The 18,074-nt window shown below is 60.0% G+C and carries 15 protein-coding genes and 6 tRNA genes; 13 read left to right on the top strand and 8 right to left on the bottom strand.

What is annotated here, in order from left to right; genetic code table 11:
* The first annotated feature begins 24 nt into the window (after positions 1-24).
* A complete protein-coding gene (locus ACYZUM_RS18000; RefSeq protein ID WP_473061360.1) occupies positions 25-906 on the top strand; it encodes a methyl-accepting chemotaxis protein in 882 nt (293 codons plus the stop codon).
* Between the two features lie 566 nt (positions 907-1,472).
* On the opposite strand, the gene ACYZUM_RS17995 is transcribed toward ACYZUM_RS18000, so the two are convergent.
* A complete protein-coding gene (locus ACYZUM_RS17995) occupies positions 1,473-2,231 on the bottom strand; it encodes a hypothetical protein (RefSeq protein ID WP_473060961.1) in 759 nt (252 codons plus the stop codon).
* A 384-nt stretch (positions 2,232-2,615) separates the two neighbouring features.
* Here ACYZUM_RS17995 and ACYZUM_RS17990 point away from each other — a divergent pair.
* From ACYZUM_RS17990 to ACYZUM_RS17965, 6 genes are all read left to right on the top strand, one after another.
* A tRNA-Glu gene (locus tag ACYZUM_RS17990) sits at positions 2,616-2,691 on the top strand.
* Between the two features lie 2 nt (positions 2,692-2,693).
* Positions 2,694-2,769, top strand: a tRNA-Gly gene (locus ACYZUM_RS17985).
* 104 nt (positions 2,770-2,873) lie between these two features.
* Positions 2,874-2,949 (top strand) — tRNA-Glu (locus ACYZUM_RS17980).
* 3 nt (positions 2,950-2,952) lie between these two features.
* A tRNA-Gly gene (locus ACYZUM_RS17975) sits at positions 2,953-3,028 on the top strand.
* 55 nt (positions 3,029-3,083) lie between these two features.
* Positions 3,084-3,159 (top strand) — tRNA-Glu (locus ACYZUM_RS17970).
* A 2-nt stretch (positions 3,160-3,161) separates the two neighbouring features.
* A tRNA-Gly gene (locus ACYZUM_RS17965) sits at positions 3,162-3,237 on the top strand.
* A 131-nt stretch (positions 3,238-3,368) separates the two neighbouring features.
* On the opposite strand, the gene ACYZUM_RS17960 is transcribed toward ACYZUM_RS17965, so the two are convergent.
* The 4 genes from ACYZUM_RS17960 to ACYZUM_RS17945 form a co-directional block, all read right to left on the bottom strand.
* Positions 3,369-5,108 carry a dipeptidase gene (locus ACYZUM_RS17960; protein ID WP_473060960.1) on the bottom strand — a complete coding sequence of 580 codons (1,740 nt, stop codon included), beginning with the start codon at positions 5,106-5,108 and terminating at the stop codon, positions 3,369-3,371.
* 199 nt (positions 5,109-5,307) lie between these two features.
* On the bottom strand, positions 5,308-5,946 hold the full coding sequence (locus ACYZUM_RS17955; protein ID WP_041069074.1) for a LysE family translocator: 639 nt from the start codon (positions 5,944-5,946) through the stop codon (positions 5,308-5,310).
* Position 5,947: 1 nt separating this feature from the next.
* Positions 5,948-6,718, bottom strand: a complete 771-nt coding sequence (locus ACYZUM_RS17950; protein WP_095668580.1) for a 2OG-Fe(II) oxygenase — start codon at positions 6,716-6,718, stop codon at positions 5,948-5,950.
* An 89-nt stretch (positions 6,719-6,807) separates the two neighbouring features.
* Entirely contained in the window at positions 6,808-7,434 is a 627-nt protein-coding gene (locus ACYZUM_RS17945) for an alanyl-tRNA editing protein (protein ID WP_473060959.1), read from the bottom strand.
* Between the two features lie 90 nt (positions 7,435-7,524).
* On the opposite strand from ACYZUM_RS17945, the gene ACYZUM_RS17940 reads away from it, so the two are divergent.
* Entirely contained in the window at positions 7,525-8,523 is a 999-nt protein-coding gene (locus ACYZUM_RS17940) for a LysR family transcriptional regulator (protein ID WP_041069083.1), read from the top strand.
* Positions 8,524-8,623: 100 nt separating this feature from the next.
* On the opposite strand, the gene ACYZUM_RS17935 is transcribed toward ACYZUM_RS17940, so the two are convergent.
* Together ACYZUM_RS17935 and ACYZUM_RS17930 are read right to left on the bottom strand one after the other, a co-directional pair.
* Positions 8,624-9,031, bottom strand: coding sequence for a PA2817 family protein (locus ACYZUM_RS17935; RefSeq protein WP_041069086.1), 408 nt, complete (start codon positions 9,029-9,031; stop codon positions 8,624-8,626).
* Between the two features lie 89 nt (positions 9,032-9,120).
* Positions 9,121-11,568: an acyl-CoA dehydrogenase gene (locus tag ACYZUM_RS17930; protein ID WP_473060958.1), complete on the bottom strand. Its 2,448-nt coding sequence runs from the start codon at positions 11,566-11,568 to the stop codon at positions 9,121-9,123.
* A 247-nt stretch (positions 11,569-11,815) separates the two neighbouring features.
* Between ACYZUM_RS17930 and ACYZUM_RS17925 the strand changes: the two genes are divergently transcribed.
* The 4 genes from ACYZUM_RS17925 (at position 11,816) to ACYZUM_RS17910 (ending at position 14,984) form a co-directional block, all read left to right on the top strand.
* Positions 11,816-12,475 carry a transglutaminase-like domain-containing protein gene (locus ACYZUM_RS17925; RefSeq protein ID WP_473060957.1) on the top strand — a complete coding sequence of 220 codons (660 nt, stop codon included), beginning with the start codon at positions 11,816-11,818 and terminating at the stop codon, positions 12,473-12,475.
* Between the two features lie 43 nt (positions 12,476-12,518).
* Positions 12,519-13,142 (top strand): glutathione S-transferase family protein, encoded by a 624-nt coding sequence (locus ACYZUM_RS17920; protein ID WP_430292608.1) that lies wholly within the window; start codon positions 12,519-12,521, stop codon positions 13,140-13,142.
* Between the two features lie 133 nt (positions 13,143-13,275).
* A complete protein-coding gene (locus tag ACYZUM_RS17915; protein WP_414905468.1) occupies positions 13,276-14,208 on the top strand; it encodes an ABC transporter ATP-binding protein in 933 nt (310 codons plus the stop codon).
* Positions 14,205-14,984: an ABC transporter permease gene (locus tag ACYZUM_RS17910; RefSeq protein WP_041069097.1), complete on the top strand. Its 780-nt coding sequence runs from the start codon at positions 14,205-14,207 to the stop codon at positions 14,982-14,984. Before ACYZUM_RS17915 ends, ACYZUM_RS17910 begins: the two co-directional genes overlap by 4 nt.
* 165 nt (positions 14,985-15,149) lie before the next feature.
* On the opposite strand, the gene ACYZUM_RS17905 is transcribed toward ACYZUM_RS17910, so the two are convergent.
* Positions 15,150-15,668: a DUF2062 domain-containing protein gene (locus ACYZUM_RS17905; RefSeq protein WP_041069099.1), complete on the bottom strand. Its 519-nt coding sequence runs from the start codon at positions 15,666-15,668 to the stop codon at positions 15,150-15,152.
* A 136-nt stretch (positions 15,669-15,804) separates the two neighbouring features.
* Here ACYZUM_RS17905 and ACYZUM_RS17900 point away from each other — a divergent pair, with 136 nt between their 5' ends.
* On the top strand, positions 15,805-18,018 hold the full coding sequence (locus tag ACYZUM_RS17900; protein WP_473060956.1) for a DNA internalization-related competence protein ComEC/Rec2: 2,214 nt from the start codon (positions 15,805-15,807) through the stop codon (positions 18,016-18,018).
* The last annotated feature ends 56 nt before the right edge of the window (positions 18,019-18,074 follow it).

Below are 18,074 nucleotides of genomic sequence, written 5' to 3'. Positions count from 1 at the left end.
CGGCGCGATGAAATCGGCCAGTTGATGCTGGCGATGCAGCAGATGGGGGCCGGGTTGAGCACGATTGTCAGCGGGTTGCAGGCGGGCATCGAGCAATTGGCCAGTTCCGCGCAATCGCTGTCAGCGGTCACCGAGCAGACCAACCTCGAGGTCAACAGCCAGAAGGAAGAGACCGAGCAGGTGGCCACGGCCATGAACCAGATGACCGCCACCGTGCATGACGTGGCGCGCAATGCCGAGGAAGCCGCGCTGGCCGCACAAACGGCGGATGCCAAGGTCGAGAGCGGGCAGCAGGTGGTGCGCCAGAGCATGGTGCGGATCGAGCAACTGGCGGATTCGGCAACGTCGGCCAGTTCGAGCATCGAAAGCCTCAGTGCGCAGATCCAGAACATCGGTACAGTGCTGGATGTGATCAAGAGCGTTGCCGAGCAGACCAATCTGCTGGCGCTCAACGCGGCGATCGAAGCGGCGCGGGCCGGGGAGCAGGGCAGGGGCTTTGCGGTGGTGGCCGATGAGGTTCGTGCGTTGGCGCGACGTACGCAGCAGTCGACCGAGGAGATCGAGCGGCTGGTCAGCGCGTTGCGGTCGGCAGCGCATGCTTCCGTGCAGCAAATTCAGAGCAGCGGCGAGTTGGTGAAGCTGGCGGTCAGTGATGCCCTGCAGACTGAAAGTGCGCTGGGGAGTATTGCGGCGGCGGTGTCGTTGATTCAGCAGATGAATCAGCAGATTGCGGCGGCGGCCGAGGAGCAGAGTTCGGTGGCCGAGGAGATTAATCGCAGTGTGACGAGTATTCGTGCGAGTGCGGATCAGTCTTCGATGGCGATGCAGGGGAATGCGGTTTCGAGTGTTGAGCTGGCGCGGTTGGGGGGGGAGCTCAAGGGGATGGTGGGGCATTTTCGGCTTTGACTTGGCGGCCTCTGGGCCGACCAGGTTCTTGGGGGGGGTGTGAATATCCGTTGCTGCGGTAACGGCTTCTTATGGTTCCGCTCTTACAGCGGCTCACTTTTCCAGACGCCGAAAAGTAAGCAAAAGGCTTGGCCCCAGCGTTCGGCCCTCGCTTAGGCTCGGGTTCCTTCGTTGCGGGATTCATCCGGGCGCATCGCCTCCGGTTTGCTTCGCTGCACCTCCTCTCGATGCATTTGGCTTCGCCAAACGGTCGCTGCGCTCCCACCCCCGGATAAATCCCTCCACTCAGCCTGCCGACGGGGCCGGTACGGCAAGATCAAGAGCTGCAGCCGAGCTTGCGCTCATCCTGTGTAGGAGCTGCCGAAGGCTGCGATCTTTTGATCTTGATCTTGATCTTGATCTTGATCTTGATCTTGATCTTGATCTTGATCTTGATCTTGTGGGAGCTGGCTTGCCAGCGATGGCGGCCTGACAGCCGACCAATCTCTAACTGAATGTTTTCAATGGCAGCCAGCTCACCCCCACAAAAAAGCCACCTCTCGGTGGCTTTTCTTAACTCTCGACACTTAGTCGTAGATCACTTTCTTCTTCCAGTCCGCGTCGGCTTCAACTTCCTTGAGGCCTTCGGTCAGCTGGTTCACTTCGCCTTCGACCGGTGCAATTTTGTCCATGACCTGGGCATTGGCGCGGGCCAGCAGTTTTTCCAGGTATTGCAGTTGTTCCGAGTACATCTGCGGGTCTTGCTGTTTGCGCAGGTATTGCACGCCGCGTTCGAAGGCGAGGCGGGCCTGGCCTGGCTGGTTTTGTTGCAGGGATTGTTGGCCGAGGTTGTTGAAGAACTCGATGTGCAGCAGGACCAGGATGTGGCGGACTTCCTTGATCCAGTGTTTGGCTTCGTTTGGTGGCAGGAAGCCGTCATGGGCGGCGCGGGTGATCTGGCCGTGCAGGGCTTCGAGCAGGAAGCGGACGTCCTTGGCTTTGGCTTCGGTCAGGATCGGTGCCGGCGGGTTGTTGACCGGGATCGATTCGCCTTGGGCCACCAGTGCGCTGAGTTCGGTGATCCGTGCCTTGGTCGTGGCGCTGGTTTTTTCCAGGTTCAGCAGACGCTGGCAGACGTTCAGTTCCAGACGCGTCAGCAGCAGCTTGAGTGCCGGGGTCATGAACTGGCCGGGGAAGGTTTCGGTCAGTTCGCCGCAGCGGCGCAGGCGGTCGTTGAGTTCGACTTTGGTGCGGGCCTTCTCCAGTTTGTTGTTTTCCACCACATGGTTCATGTAGCCAATGGCGATCAGAATTGCGATCCCGGCTACGACTAGCAGGGTGATCATGAGTGGTGTCACCGGTAAGACCTCTTTATAGGGTTCGCATGCGAGTGTAGTGGCTGGACATTCAGGCGCCCAGCGCCGCTCGACGAGTTGATTCAGCAGCTTCTGTGTATATCGGCTGCACACTGCTTATATGAATGCTGGCGCAGAGTGCGCAGATTGCCATCATTGTGTTGCGGACTATAACGCCTTGGCGAGTGGCGGAATATAGGCGTCAATCGTCGGGCGACGGAAAAGCCCGAATGCTCTCGTAAAGCAGGTCGAAGTCATTGATTTAAATAAATTTATATTCGGGGGTTGACGACCTCTCAAACCATCCATAGAATGCGCGCCACTTGCAGCGTAAAGCACACAGCGAAACGCGGCAGGGAGTGAATGTTGTAGTGTGTCCCCTTCGTCTAGTGGCCTAGGACACCGCCCTTTCACGGCGGTAACAGGGGTTCGAGTCCCCTAGGGGACGCCAATGCGGGAATAGCTCAGTTGGTAGAGCACGACCTTGCCAAGGTCGGGGTCGCGAGTTCGAGTCTCGTTTCCCGCTCCAATTTTAAACAGCACTGCTTTCGGGCAGGGCTGAGTGAAACCAGAACCTGATCTTCGGAGATGGCTCTGGACACCGAAACACACACCATGTGTTCCGGGTAGCGTGTCCCCTTCGTCTAGTGGCCTAGGACACCGCCCTTTCACGGCGGTAACAGGGGTTCGAGTCCCCTAGGGGACGCCATTTGCGGGAATAGCTCAGTTGGTAGAGCACGACCTTGCCAAGGTCGGGGTCGCGAGTTCGAGTCTCGTTTCCCGCTCCAAATTCTAAAAGCGCCGCTCAGTGAGCGGCGTTTTTATTAGTGAAAGTTGTAGCCTGTCCCCTTCGTCTAGTGGCCTAGGACACCGCCCTTTCACGGCGGTAACAGGGGTTCGAGTCCCCTAGGGGACGCCATTGCGGGAATAGCTCAGTTGGTAGAGCACGACCTTGCCAAGGTCGGGGTCGCGAGTTCGAGTCTCGTTTCCCGCTCCAATTTCACAAAAACGCCGATCAGTGATGATCGGCGTTTTTGTTTGTGCAGCATTTTGCACGCAACAAAAAAGGACCTTCGGGTCCTTTTCTGTTTTCACGTCAGGCCCGCTGAATCACGGGCCCGTGTCTTATCAGAGCTTCGGCAGTTGGCCGACACGGCCCATCATCTCAGTGACGATCTGCAGGTCCAGCAGGAACTGGTCAACCGTCTTGAACTCACCGTCAGTATGGCCGGTGTATTTGACTTCAGGACGGGCCAGGCCGAACTGCACGCCGTTCGGCAAGTCATGCACCGAGGTCGCCCCGGCCGAGGTGCCGAACTCGTGCTTCATGCCCAGGTTCTCCGTGGCCACCGCCAACAGTGCTTTGACCCATTCGCCTTCCGGGTTGCGGTACATCGGTTCGTCGATCGAGTAGGTGAAGTCCGCGGCAACGTGGGTTTTCTTGCTCCAGGCGGCGAGTTTGTCAGCGATTTCCTTCTGCAGCACTTCTGGCGATTTACCCTTCGGCACGCGCAAGTTGACAGCCAGTTTGAAGGCCTTGTCGTCCACACCGACGTAGGTCAGCGAAGCAGTCAGCGGGCCCATGAACGAATCGGAGAAGCCGACGCCAAGTTTTTTCCCCAGATAATCCAGGCCCCAGTTGTTGGACGCATAGCGTGCAGCGTCGGTGATCTGGTTGTGCTTGAGCGCCACCTTGCCGTCGAGACCGTTGATGAAGTCGAGCATCCGCGCGACCGGGTTGACGCCGGACTCGGGTTCGGAGGAGTGCGCGGACACACCGGTGACGCTCAGCTTGACGTCTTTGCCGTCAACTTTTGCCGCCACTTTGAAGTCGCCACCGTGTTTTTTCGCGTACTCGTTGCCGGCCTTCTGCAGGCTCGCCGCCAATGGCTCCGGCTTGTCGGTGACGAGGGTGGCGACCGAAACCGACGGAATCTGGTTGGTCGCCAGGCCGCCGGTCATCGAAGTGATTTCGGCGCCACTGCCTTCAGCCTTGCGCAGCGGGAAATTGGCCATGACCGTGCCGTAGCCTTTCTCGGCGATGACCACCGGGTAACCGCCATCCAGTGCCATGTTGTAGTTCGGCGTCGGGTTGTGTTCGAAGTAGTAGGGGATCGCGTCACCCGTGGTTTCTTCAGTGGTGTCCACCAGCAGTTTGAAGTTGCGTGCCAGTGGCAGCTTTTCTTCCTTGATCACTTTCATGGCGTACATGGCGACGACGATGCCGTTCTTGTCGTCCTCGGTGCCACGGCCATACATGCGGTCGCCGATCAATGTCACTTTGAATGGATCGAGTTTGGTGCCGTCCTTCAGCACCCAGTTTTCCGGGGTGACTGGTACCACGTCGGCATGCGCGTGAATGCCCACGACGTCATCGCCGCTGCCGTCGAGGGAAATTTCATAGACGCGGTTGTCGACGTTGCGGAATTTCAGGTTGAACGATTCGGCGAGGTTTTTGATCTTTTCGGCGATCTTGATGAACTCGGGATTGTCGTGCTGGGCCACGCCTTCTTTGCGGAAGGTCGGGATTTCCACCAGCTCGCGCAGGGTCTCGAGGGCGGCCTTGCCGTACTTGGTGCGGGTGTACAGGCCCAGTAGACGGTGGATCTCGTTCTGCTGCTCGGCGGTCAGGGTCTTGGTGTCGAGAAAACCATTGATCGCCGGGGCGAGGTTGTCGGTCTTGCCCGGATTGCTGTTCGCTACCGCACCGAGAAACTGACGAAAATCGCTGACCGTCGTATCGCTGAAGGCCTTGAGGATCGCAGCACTTTGCTCGGGGCTGATGTTGGCCTGGGCCGGCAGGGTGAACGACGAAAGACTGGCCAGAACCAAGCTGGCGGCAGCCAGACGCTTGAGGGAAAAATTCATTGCAGTGGGCATTCCTTTGCAGGCATTTGAAGGGAAGTGTTTGAAAGTTGAAACAAATCTTTTCCAAACTAACACCGCGAAGGTGTTGAAGGGGAGCCCCTGAAGTGGGATCCGTCGCACAGAAATGCAAAAGCGGCGCACAAACGAAAAAGGCCCGATCGGTGTTGAACGGATCGGGCCTTTTGTTTTGGCGCAGCGTTTACATCGACAGCACCAGCCTGCCGGCGAACAGAATCAGGATCACGCCCATGCTGCGTTCGAACCAATGGCCCATGCGCATGAACAGGGTCCGCACCCGGCTGCTGGAAAAAAACAGTGCGACGATCACGAACCAGAGCGCGTTGACGAAGCACATCCACACCCCGTACAGCGCCTGGATGTTCAGCGGGGTAGTGGCGCTGATGATCGTGGTGAAGATCGCCAGGAAAAACAGCGTGGCCTTGGGGTTGGTGGCATTGGTCAGAAAACCGGTGCTGAACGCCTTGAACAGTGACTGCGCGACCAGCGGCTCGTCGGTATTGTTTTCACCCTCGAGCGTGGACTTCGGTTTACTGCGAATCAGGCTGATGCCGAGGTAAAAGATGTACGCGCCACCGATCACCTTGGCCACGGTCAGCAACCACGGCGTGGTGTGCATGAGCGCGCCAACGCCGAGCAAGGTGTAGAGAACGTGCACGGAAATGCCGGCGCCGATGCCCAGTGCGGTGCAGATGCCCACCAGTCGGCCGAAGCGTACGCTCTGGCGGATGGTCACGGCGAAGTCCGGGCCGGGAGCGACCACGGCCAGAAAGTGAATGGTGGCCAGTGCCAGAAACTCGCCCAGGTAGTTCGATAACATCTCAGCTCCAGAAGGTCAGGGGAGAAGCATTGCCGCGATAGCCGACAAAGAATGAAAGGCTCAGTCGCGGATCCGCTACGCCCGGCGTCACCGAGTGCATGCAGCGCGAATTGAACATGATGAAATCGCCCGGCTCCGGCCGCACTTCCAGGGTCGGTGGGCCGAGCAGCGCCGGGTCGATGCCGTAGCTGTCGCCGCGCATCTCGTCGAAGCGGTCCGGGCTGATATCGTCGTCCCACATCTGCAGTGCACCGCCCTCGGTCGGCATGTTCAGGTACACGTTGCAGGCGAACTGCGCTTCCAGGCTGCGGGCCTGAAAGCTGTCCGGGGCGTCCTTGGCGAAAATGTCGTGATGAGCGAGGAAACACACACCGGGTTTGACCACCCGCGACAGGCCGACATACATCTTGCGGCCATAGAGGTTTTCCAGATGAGCGCCGGCCGGCCAGGACTCGTCGAGCATGCAGCGCAGGGTATCGACCGGCGAGGAGTAGGGGGCGCAACGTTCGCGCAGTTCCGCGATGTTGCGGGTGGCGCGTTCGAAGTAGTCCTCGATCAGCAGCGGCTGGTTCTCCGCCTCGTAAAACGCCATGCCGATGCGGCCGATGCTCGGCGCGTTGATGTAGCCCTCAAAGCCCGGAGCCAGAATCTTGTCGCCAAGCTGAACCGCCAGCGGCTCCGGCAGAAAGCCTTTGACGCGGATGGCGAGGACTTCTTCGTTGGCCAGTTTTTTTATGCACGTCTCATCGAGACGCTCGACGTCTAGCATCATTGTTTTAGGTCCATCTATCGATAGTCAACGGAACCGGCGAGTGCGGTTCCCCCGGCGCCGGACGCTGCGCGAGGCAGCGCCCGAGATGCTTAATCCACGCTGTAGTGGACGGATAACGTGCCTTTCTTCTGCGAAAGGGAAGCGATCGTGACTGTGCCCAAATCCTTCAGGCTGCGTACATGGGTGCCACCACAGCCATAGGCCGGCAGCTCGCCAAAACCGATTTCCCGCGCGCCTTCGCGCAGCGAGGTCAGGCGGGGCAGGTCGTGTTCGATCCACTCACGAATACCGTATTGAACGGTTGGTGCGTCGACTTCCTGAGCAGCATCGCCCGGTTTGAACTGCACCCGACCTTCGTCTGGCCAGTGGTGCGCCTTGACCGGCGTCCAGCCCATCGCTTGCACGAAATGCCCGATCAGGTGCCCGGCTGAATGCATGCGGGTGTTGTAGCGGCGACGTTGTTCATCGACGTGGATGCAGGTCATGCCGAGTTTCACCGGACGGTCGACGTAATGCACGATCCGATCCGGCTCCTGGACCACGCGCAGCACCTGGCTTGCGCCGATCATGCCGGTATCGCAAGGCTGCCCACCGCCTTGCGGATGAAACAGCGTGGCGCGCAACACCACGGCAAATTCGTTCTCGTGGGGCGTGCAGTCGAGGACTTCCACATTAGCCTTGAGGTCATCACTATGGAAAAAGAGGCGAAGCGTCATATTCCATGCCCTTATTAAAGTGTCTTTTTTTATTATATGAATCGTGCAATAACGTGATAATCCGTTCAAACATCAAAGGACTTGTGCGCTGTGAGCATCAATCTTCCGCTGCCGCTGCTTGGTGAAATGGCGATCTTCGTCAAGGTCGTGGAGACCGGCAGTTTCTCCGAAGCCGCCCGCCAGCTGGGTTCCTCGCCGTCGGCGATCAGTCGCAGCATTTCCCGACTGGAAAAGGCTCTGGCCACGCGCTTGCTGCAGCGCACGACGCGTAAACTGCGTCTGAGTGACGGTGGTGAAGAAGTGTTCAAGCGCTGTCAGGAGATGGTCAGCGCCGCCAAGTCGGTGATGGAGATCAGTGGGCAGTTCACCCACGAGGCGGAAGGGCTGGTGCGGGTCAGTGTGCCGAAAGCGGTCGGACGCTTCGTGATTCATCCGCACATGCCCGAGTTTCTGCGGCGTTATCCAAAGGTCGATGTCGAGTTGCTGCTGGAAGACCGCCAGGTTGATTTGATTGACGATCATGTCGACCTGGCGATTCGAATTACGGACCGTCCGCCGGCCGGGCTGGTCGGGCGACAGTTGCTGACCATCGACCATTTGCTCTGCGCCACCCCGCAATACCTGGCCGACCACGGCACACCGACGCATCCGCATGATCTGCTCAATCACAGTTGTATCTATCTGGGAGAAACCCCGAGCGATGCCCGCTGGAAATTCAAGAAGGGCAGTAAAGCAGTGACGGTCGGCGTGCGTGGCCGCTATGCCGCCAACCATACCGGCGTGCGGCTCGGAGCCGTGTTGCAGCACATTGGTATCGGCAGCTTGCCGTACTTCACCGCGCGTTATGCGCTGGAGCAGAAACTGATTGTACAGGTGCTGCCGGAGTGGACATTCCTCGCGTCCTATCACGGTGGGCTGTGGCTGCTGCATTCACCGACGCGTTATCTGCCGCCGAAGCTGCGGGTGTTCATCGATTATCTGGTGGAGTGTCTGGAAAAAGAGCCGACGTTGAGCAAGCCGGGGAAGGCGGGGGCGCCGAATAATCTGGCGATGGCGTATGAATTGCCGGAGAGCGAGGGGCTGCTTTAAAAGCAAAAGATCACAGCCTTCGGCAGCTCCTACATGAATCACATGTATTCCCTGTAGGAGCTGCCGAAGGCTGCGATCTTTTGATCTTCAAACCATTAAATCAGTGCTTGCTGTCCTGAGCAGACATCGCCAGCAACTGCTTTTCCTGATTCCAGTCGAACGGTTCGTCGTTCTGTTCGGCTTCGTAGCGACGTTCTTCCAGTGCCTGATACAGGTCGATTTCTTCATCAGACAAATAGTGCAGGCAGTCACCAGCGAAGAACCACAGCAGATCCCGCGGGATCAGGTGAGCAATTTGCGGATAGCGGGTAATCACTTGGGTCAGGATGTCCTGGCCCAGGTACTGGCTTTCGATCGGATCGATCGGCAGGGATGCCAGCAGTTCGTCAAAGCGCTCCAGGAACAAGGCATGGCTTTCTTCGGGAACCTGATCGGCCTCACCTACGGCGACCAGGATACTGCGCAGGTGGTCGAGCAAAACAAGATGATCGGCAACGACGTTGGACACGAGATAAGTCCTCAAGAGCAAAACGGGCGCGGGAGTATAAAGCTCTCGCGCCCGTTTTTCACAAATAAACAGCTACACGGTCGTCAGCATCAGCGGACTTTGCCTTCTGCCTGTTTCAGTTCTTCCTTGTCGAAATCATCGACGTCGATCACCTTGCGCCGTGCCGCTTCAGCATCGCGCAGGGTTTGCGCCTCCGCCGCTTGCAACACCCCGGCCTCCAGCGCGGCGTCGATAGCGTGTTCGCCCGCCGTCGGTTTGACCTGGCCGCTTTTCAGCGCAGTGTGCAGTTTCTTGTGCAGGGGTTGCGCGGCACCCAGCAGATCGCTGGCGTGTTGCAGGGCACCCACGGCATCGTCGGCGGACTGCGGGCGATAGCAACCGGCGAGCAGTTCTTCGAGAGTCGGATCACCTTTGGCGCGACCAATAACAGCTGCCACTTCGGCACCGAGCTTGTCCGATGGGCCTTTGTGGCGACGGCCGAACGGGAACACGATCACCCGCAGCAGGCAACCAAACACTTTGTTCGGGAAGTTGCTCAGCAGCTCATCCAGTGCCCGTTCCGACTGACCGAGGCTTTCTTCCATCGCCCAACGGAACAGCGGCTCCATATGCGTCGGCGAATCCAGGTCGTGATAACGCTTGAGCGCGGCAGAGGCCAGGTACAGGTTGCTCAACACATCGCCCAGACGCGCCGACAGGCGTTCGCGCCGCTTCAGTTCACCACCCAGCAACATCATGCTGAAGTCGGCGAGCATGGCGAAAGCCGCTGCCTGCCGATTGAGTGCGCGGAAATAACCTTGGCTGATCCTGTCCCCGGGCGCATGTTCGAAGTGGCCAAAGCCCAGGTTCAGCACCAGGGTACTGGCGGCGTTGCCGACGGCAAAACCGATGTGCTTGAGCAGCAGGCCGTCGAATTCTTTCAGTGCCTGATCCTTGTCCTCACGGCCGGCGAGGGCCATTTCCTTGAGGACGAACGGATGGCAGCGAATGGCGCCCTGACCGAAGATCATCAGGTTGCGCGAAAGGATGTTGGCGCCTTCCACGGTGATGAAGATTGGCGCGCCGTTCCAGCTGCGCCCGAGGTAGTTGTTCGGCCCCATGATGATCGCTTTCCCGCCGTGCACGTCCATGGCGTGGGTGATGCACTCGCGGCCGCGTTCGGTCAGGTGGTACTTGAGGATCGCCGACAGCACCGACGGTTTCTCGCCCAGATCCACTGCGTTGGCAGTCAGCATCCGCGCGGCGTCCATCATCCAGGCGTTGCCACCGATGCGCGCCATGGCTTCCTGAATGCCTTCGAAGGCCGACAGCGGGACGTTGAACTGCTCACGAATCTGCGCATATTGCCCAGTCACCAGACTGGTGAACTTGGCCGCGCCAGTGCCGACGGCTGGCAGCGAAATCGAACGCCCGACTGACAGGCAGTTCATCAGCATCATCCAGCCCTTGCCGAGCATTTCCTGACCGCCGATGAGAAAGTCCAGCGGGATGAATACGTCTTTGCCCGAGTTCGGGCCGTTCATGAACGCAGCACCCAGTGGCAGGTGCCGACGGCCGATTTCCACGCCCGGTGTATCGGTGGGAATCAGCGCCAGACTGATGCCGAGATCTTCCTTGTCGCCCAGCAGATGCTCCGGGTCATAGGCTTTGAAGGCCAGACCGAGCAGGGTCGCCACTGGACCGAGGGTGATATAGCGTTTTTCCCAATTCAGGCGCAGACCGATGACTTCCTGGCCTTCCCATTCACCTTTGCAGATGATCCCGGTGTCCGGCATGGCGCCAGCATCGGAACCGGCCAGCGGGCCGGTGAGGGCGAAGCACGGAATGTCGTCGCCACGGGCCAGTCGGGGCAGGTAGTGATTGCGCTGTTCGTCGGTGCCGTAATGCAGGAGCAATTCGGCCGGGCCGAGGGAGTTGGGCACCATTACGGTGGAGGCGAGGTCGCCGCTGCGGGTGGCGAGTTTCATCGCCACTTGCGAGTGAGCGTAGGCGGAAAAGCCCTTGCCGCCGAATTCCTTGGGAATGATCAGGGCGAAGAAGCCATGTTCCTTGATGTGGCTCCAGGCTTCTGGCGGCAGGTCCATCGACTGGCCGATCTGCCAGTCAGTGACCATCGCGCAGAGTTCTTCGGTCGGGCCGTCGATAAAGGCCTGTTCCTCCTCGCTCAGTTGCGCCTTGGGATAGGACAGCAGTTTGTCCCAGTCGGGGCGGCCGCTGAACAGCTCGCCATCCCACCATACGGTGCCGGCATCGATCGCGTCGCGTTCGGTTTGCGACATCGGCGGCAGGGTTTTCTGGAACCAGTTGAACAGCGGCGCGGTGAAGTGTTTGCGGCGCAGGTCAGGCAGCAGCAACGGCGCGGCAACCGCCGCAAGCACGACCCACAACACCAGCAGCAACCAGCCCGGGGCATGGCTGAAAATACCCATCGCCAGTAGGTAAGTGGCGACGATGCCCAACGCGGGCAGCGGGGCGATGCGGCGGTGAGCGAGGTACGCCACACCGACGATCAGAACCAGTATCCACAACAACAGCATATGTAATCCTCCGTGAACCAAGGCCAACCGACCCACCAGAGCTTAGACGGCATCTGTAAAACGGGTGGTCAGAACATGGTGATTGAACTCGTGGGAAACCCCGGATGGTTTTCGTAGGTTCGGTGGGCAACACCCGTGGGAAATCGTTCGCCATTCCCGCGTCTTCGCGTGCATGTTTGGCCGAAACGTCGTTATCTCTGTGCTTGAGCTGTCGCTAGACTCGGGGCTCCCCCAGGAGAACATCGTCATGCGCGAGTATCTGAGTCCCGGCCGCTTCATCGATAGTGACCACCCGGCGGTGGTGGAGTTCGCCGAACAGCACCGCGGTGCCAGCCGCGACCCGCTCGAGCAGGCGCTCGGTCTCTATTACGCCGTGCGCGAAGCAGTGCGTTACAACCCGTACACGTTCAGCCTCGACCCGCAGACCCTGTGTGGCAGCCATGCGTTGGCGACCGGAGAAAGTTATTGCGTGCCCAAGGCCACCTTGCTGGCCGGGTGTGCGCGGCATTGCGGCATCCCGGCGCGTATCGGTCTGGCCGACGTCAGGAATCACCTGTCGACCCCGCGTTTGCTGGAACTGTTGCGCAGCGATGTGTTCGCCATGCACGGCTACACCGAGCTGTTCCTTAACGACCGTTGGGTCAAGGCCACGCCGGCCTTCAACCAGCAACTCTGCGAACTGTTCAATGTCGCACCGTTGGACTTTGACGGCATCAATGACAGCGTTTTCCACCCGTACAACCGTGACGGCGCGCTGTTGATGGAGTATTTGGTCGATCATGGACAGTTCGTCGATGTGCCGGAGCGGTTCTTCTTCGAGCACTTGAAAAAGTGCTACCCGCATCTGTTCGGCGAACATCAGGCGAAGGTCTTGGGCGATATGCAGAGTGATTTGAGTCGGGTCTGATCCGGCGTATGCTGCCTGCCCACGCATTGGAAAAGAGGCGGTCATGCTGAAGATCTGGGGACGGAAAAACTCATCGAATGTCAGGAAGCCACTGTGGGCCGCCGAGGAGCTTGGCCTGGCTTATCAGGCGATTGACGCCGGTGGCGCTTTCGGGGTGGTCGACACACCTGAATATCGTGCGATGAACCCGAACGGCCGGGTCCCGGTGATCGAGGATGACGGCTTCGTGCTGTGGGAATCGAATGCGATCGTCCGTTACCTGCTGGCCAAACATGCGCCGAACAGCCAATGGTTTCCGGCAGACCTGCAAGCCCGGGCCATCGCCGACAAATGGATGGACTGGACCACCTCGAGTTTTGCCGGACCTTTCCGCACGGTGTTCTGGGGTGTGCTGCGTACGCCAGCGGACAAGCAGGATTGGCCGGCGATCAACGCCGCGATCAAAGAATGCACGGCGCTGCTGGCCATGGCCGATCAGGCCCTCGCCAGCCAGCCATACCTGTCCGGCCGCGAAATCGGCATGGGCGATATTCCCCTCGGCAGTTTCATTTATGCCTGGTTCGAGATGCCCATCGACCGTGCCGCGCAGCCGCATCTGGAGGCCTGGTACGCACGTTTGAAGCAGCGTCCGGCTTATCAGAAAGCGGTCATGACCGCGTTGACTTGATAATAACTATCGACACTCTTGACTGTACTTGTGTGGCGGCGGCAAGCACCATTGCGTTCACGCGCCGTGGTTGTTTTGTTCGCCGCCCGGCCCAATCTTTCCTTTTCTTCCCTTCTTGGTGCGTAAATCCGATATGAGTTCCGCTCTGTCCATCCGGCAGCTAACCAAAACCTACGGCAACGGGTTCCAGGCCTTGAGTGGTATCGATCTGGACGTCGCCGAAGGTGACTTTTTCGCCTTGCTCGGCCCCAATGGCGCGGGCAAATCCACGACCATCGGCATTCTCTCGACCCTGGTCAACAAGACCAGCGGCACGGTGAATATCTTCGGTCATGACCTGGACAAGAACCCCGCCGCGCTCAAGCGCTCGATCGGCGTGGTGCCCCAGGAATTCAACTTCAACCAGTTCGAAAAGACCTTCGACATCGTCGTGACCCAGGCTGGTTACTACGGCATTCCGGCGAAAGTCGCCAAGGAGCGCGCCGAGCAGTACCTGACCCAGCTTGGCCTGTGGGACAAGCGCGATGTGCCGTCGCGTTCGCTGTCCGGCGGCATGAAACGCCGACTGATGATTGCCCGCGCCCTGGTGCATGAGCCGCGCCTGCTGATCCTTGATGAGCCGACCGCAGGCGTCGACATCGAACTGCGTCGTTCGATGTGGACATTCCTCACCGAGCTGAACCAGAAAGGCATCACCATCATCCTCACCACGCATTATCTGGAAGAGGCTGAGCAGTTGTGCCGCAACATCGGCATCATCGACCACGGCACCATCGTCGAGAACACCAGCATGAAACAGCTGCTGGGCCAGTTGCACGTCGAGACCTTCCTGCTGGATCTGAAAAACGACTTGCACGCTGCGCCACCATTGATCGGCTACCCCGCGCGGTTGCTCGACGGCCATACGCTGGAGGTCCAGGTCGACAAATCCATGGGCATCACCGCGCTGTTCACTCAGTTGGCGCAACAGAACATCGAAGTGCTGAGCCTGCGTAACAAAACCAATCGCCTCGAGGAGCTGTTCGTGTCCCTGGTGGAGAAAAATCTGTCGAAGGTGGCGGTATGAGTTCCGAATTGCGCCCCAACCTCGTCGCCCTCAATACCATCGTTTACCGTGAAGTCCGGCGTTTTACCCGGATCTGGCCGCAGACCCTGCTGCCGCCGGCGATCACCATGGTTCTGTATTTCGTGATCTTCGGTAACCTGATCGGCAAGCAGATCGGCGGCATGGGTGGCTTCAGTTACATGGAGTACATCGTGCCGGGGCTGATCATGATGTCGGTAATTACCAACTCCTACGGCAACGTGGTCTCGAGCTTCTTCGGCAGCAAGTTCCAGCGTTCCATCGAGGAACTGATGGTCTCGCCGGTGTCGCCGCACACCATTCTGATCGGCTACACCATCGGCGGCGTGCTGCGTGGTCTGATGGTCGGGGTGATCGTGACCATCCTGTCGCTGTTCTTCACCCATCTGCAGGTGCATCACCTCGGCGTGACCTTGTTGGTGGTAATTCTGACCGCGACGATCTTCTCGCTGCTGGGCTTCATCAACGCGGTGTTTGCGCGCAACTTCGATGATATTTCGATCATTCCGACGTTTGTGCTGACGCCGCTGACCTACCTCGGTGGCGTGTTCTATTCGATCACCTTGCTGCCGCCGTTCTGGCAGACCGTGTCGCTGGCCAATCCGGTGCTGCACATGGTCAACGCCTTCCGCTACGGCATTCTCGGGGTGTCGGATATCCGCATCGGTATCGCGATCACCTTCATGCTGGTGGCGACCGTGGTGTTGTACCTCGGTTGTGCGCGGTTGCTGGTGAGTGGGCGCGGAATGCGGACCTGATCCGATACCACGTCGCTGCCATCGCGGGCAAGCCCGCTCCCACAGGGATTTGTGTCGTTCAAATAATTTCGGGCAAACCAGATTCTGTGGGAGCGGGCTTGCCCGCGATGGGGCCCATTCAGACGCTACAAAAAACGGCCTCCCACTGCGGAGGCCGTTTTGCATTCAATGCATGCGGTTTTTTTTGCGCCGCGCCCATTGCCGCGCCACCCACCAGCGCCAGTACAGCATCACCGTGAAGTAGGCGAGGATGCCCAGAAGCAGTCCGCATACCACCGACCCCAGCAAAAACGGCTGCCACATGGTCGAGAGCTCTCCGCTGATCCATTCCCAAGTCAACGAATCGGGCAGGGTGCGGGCGGGCACATTCATCAACCAGGCTCCGGCCTGATAAGTACAGAAAAACACCGCCGGCATGGTGATCGGGTTGGTCAGCCACACGAGGCTGACGGCAATCGGCATGTTACCGCGCACGGTGATCGCCAGTGCGGCCGCCACCAGCATCTGCGCCGGAATCGGCAGGAACGCGGCGAACAGGCCGACGGCCATCGCCCGGGCCACCGAGTGACGATTGAGGTGCCAGAGGTTCGGGTCATGCAACAACTTGCCGAGAAAGCGTAAGGATTTGTGTTCCCTGATGCTCGTCGGGTCGGGCATGTAACGTTTGAATAAGCGCCGGGGCATAAGGCTTCTCGGTCGGTTAAGGCGGCAAGTATGTCTGGATTCTACGAAGCGCCCATTCAGACTTTGTGACAATTGTTGACGACGACCCTCCCTCATACCAGCTACCCCTAATGCAGGAACTCTCAAGGACGGGCTTATGCGCACAGGGATGATGGCGCTGGCAGTCGGTCTGCTGGTACCCGTTTTTTTGCCGGTTTTACCGCCGGTCGGGTTGATGATGTTGTTGCCGCTGGTGGGGCTGATGTTGCTGCCGTTTCGCAGCTATCCGCTGGCGTTTCTGCTGTTCGGTTTCACCTGGGCGTGCGTCAGTGCGCAGTCGGCGTTGAATGATCGCCTGCCCGCAGCGCTTGACGGCGAAACCCGTTGGGTCGAGGGGCGGGTGGTCGGCTTGCCGCAAACCGGCGAGGGCGTCGTGCGTTTCGAGCTGGCCGATGCCCGCTCGCGACACGAGAAATTGCCGTCGTTGATGCGTCTGGCGTGGCACGCCGGGCCGCCGCTCAACAGCGGCGAGCGTTGGCGGCTGGCGGTGAAGCTCAAGCGCCCGAGTGGCCTGCTCAATCCCGATGCGTTCGATTACGAAGCGTGGCTACTGGCGCAACGCATCGGCGCGACCGGCACGATCAAGGACGGTCAGCGCCTGGCCGAGGCAGGTTGGGCGTGGCGCGACAGCATTCGCCAGCGCTTGCTTGAAGTGGACACGCAGGGTCGGGGCGGTGCATTGGCGGCGCTGGTGCTCGGTGACGGCTCTGGGCTCAGTCGCGAGGATTGGCAGATCCTGCAGGACACCGGCACCGTGCATCTGCTGGTGATTTCCGGTCAACACATCGGGATGTTGGCGGCGATCGTGTATCTGCTGATCGCCGGGCTGGCGCGCTATGGCTGGTGGCCGCTGCGCTGGCCCTGGCTGCCATGGGCCTGTGGGCTGGCGTTTGCCGCAGCGCTCGGCTACGGCTTGCTCGCCGGGTTCGATGTGCCGGTGCAACGGGCCTGCGTGATGGTCGGGCTGGTGTTGTTGTGGCGCCTGCGCTTTCGCCATCTCGGCGCGTGGTGGCCGCTGTTGCTGGCCTTCAATGCGCTGCTGTTATTCGATCCGTTGGCCAGCTTGCGTCCCGGTTTGTGGCTGTCGTTCGCCGCGGTGGGGATTTTGATTTTTACCTTCGGCGGGCGCCTCGGCGCGTGGACATGGTGGCGGACCTGGACGCGTGCGCAATGGCTGATTGCGCTGGGCCTGTGCCCGGTGTTGCTGGCGCTGAACCTGCCGATCAGCCTCAGCGGCCCCTTGGCGAATCTGCTGGCGGTGCCGTGGGTCAGTCTGCTGGTGCTGCCACCGGCGCTGCTCGGCACGCTATTGTTGCCGCTGCCCTACGTCGGTGCAGGCTTGTTGTGGCTGGCCGGTGGTTTGATCGACTGGCTGTTTCGTGGCTTGTCGGTGATCGCCGGCGCCTGGCCGGCATGGATCTCACCGTCGCTGCCGTGGTGGACCTTGTTGATTGGCAGTCTCGGGGCCGTATTGTTGCTGTTGCCGCGCGGTGTGCCATTGCGACCATTGGGCTGGCCGTTGCTGTTGATTCTGCTGGCGCCACCTCGCGAGCGGGTGGCCGAGGGACTGGCTGATATCTGGCAACTCGATGTCGGTCAGGGCCTGGCGATCCTGATCCGCACGCGTCATCACACGCTGCTCTACGACGCCGGTCCACGTTTCGGCGATTTCGATCTGGGGCAGCGGGTGGTGTTGCCGGCGCTGCACAAACTGGGGGTTGAGCGCATCGACCTGATGCTGCTCAGTCATGCCGATGCCGACCATGCCGGTGGTGCGCTGGCGGTATCACGCGGCTTGAAAGTGACACGGGTGATCAGCGGCGATCCTCCGGGGCTGCCCGCCATCCTGCGGGCCGAAGCCTGTGAAAGCGGACGTCAATGGCAGTGGGACGGGGTGCGGTTTCAACTGTGGCAGTGGTCGGCGGCCCATGACAGCAATCAGCGCTCCTGCGTGTTGCAGATCGAGGCCAATGGCGAGCGTCTGCTGCTGACCGGCGATATCGACACGGCTGCCGAACGGGCTCTGCTGGAGAGTCCGTTGGCGCTGCCGACGCACTGGCTGCAAGCGCCGCATCATGGCAGCCGCAGTTCGTCTTCAATGGCACTGCTTCGGGCTCTGAGGCCGCATTCGGTGCTGATTTCCCGTGGGCAGGGCAATTCGTTCGGGCATCCGCATCCGCTGGTGCTGGCGCGTTATCGCCAGCAAGGGCTGCGCATCTACGACAGCGCGCAGCACGGCGCCATTCATCTGCGCCTGGGCGGCTTTCAGGCGCCGTGGCTTATGCGTCAACAGCGGCGTTTCTGGCGGTGAAACACCATTGATCGCGGGATCGCCGAATGCGGCATCAGGTCGTCGGGGCAGCGGGT

The organism is Pseudomonas sp. m6p (assembly GCF_055760375.1).
This window is presented reverse-complemented; position numbering and strand designations above follow the sequence as displayed.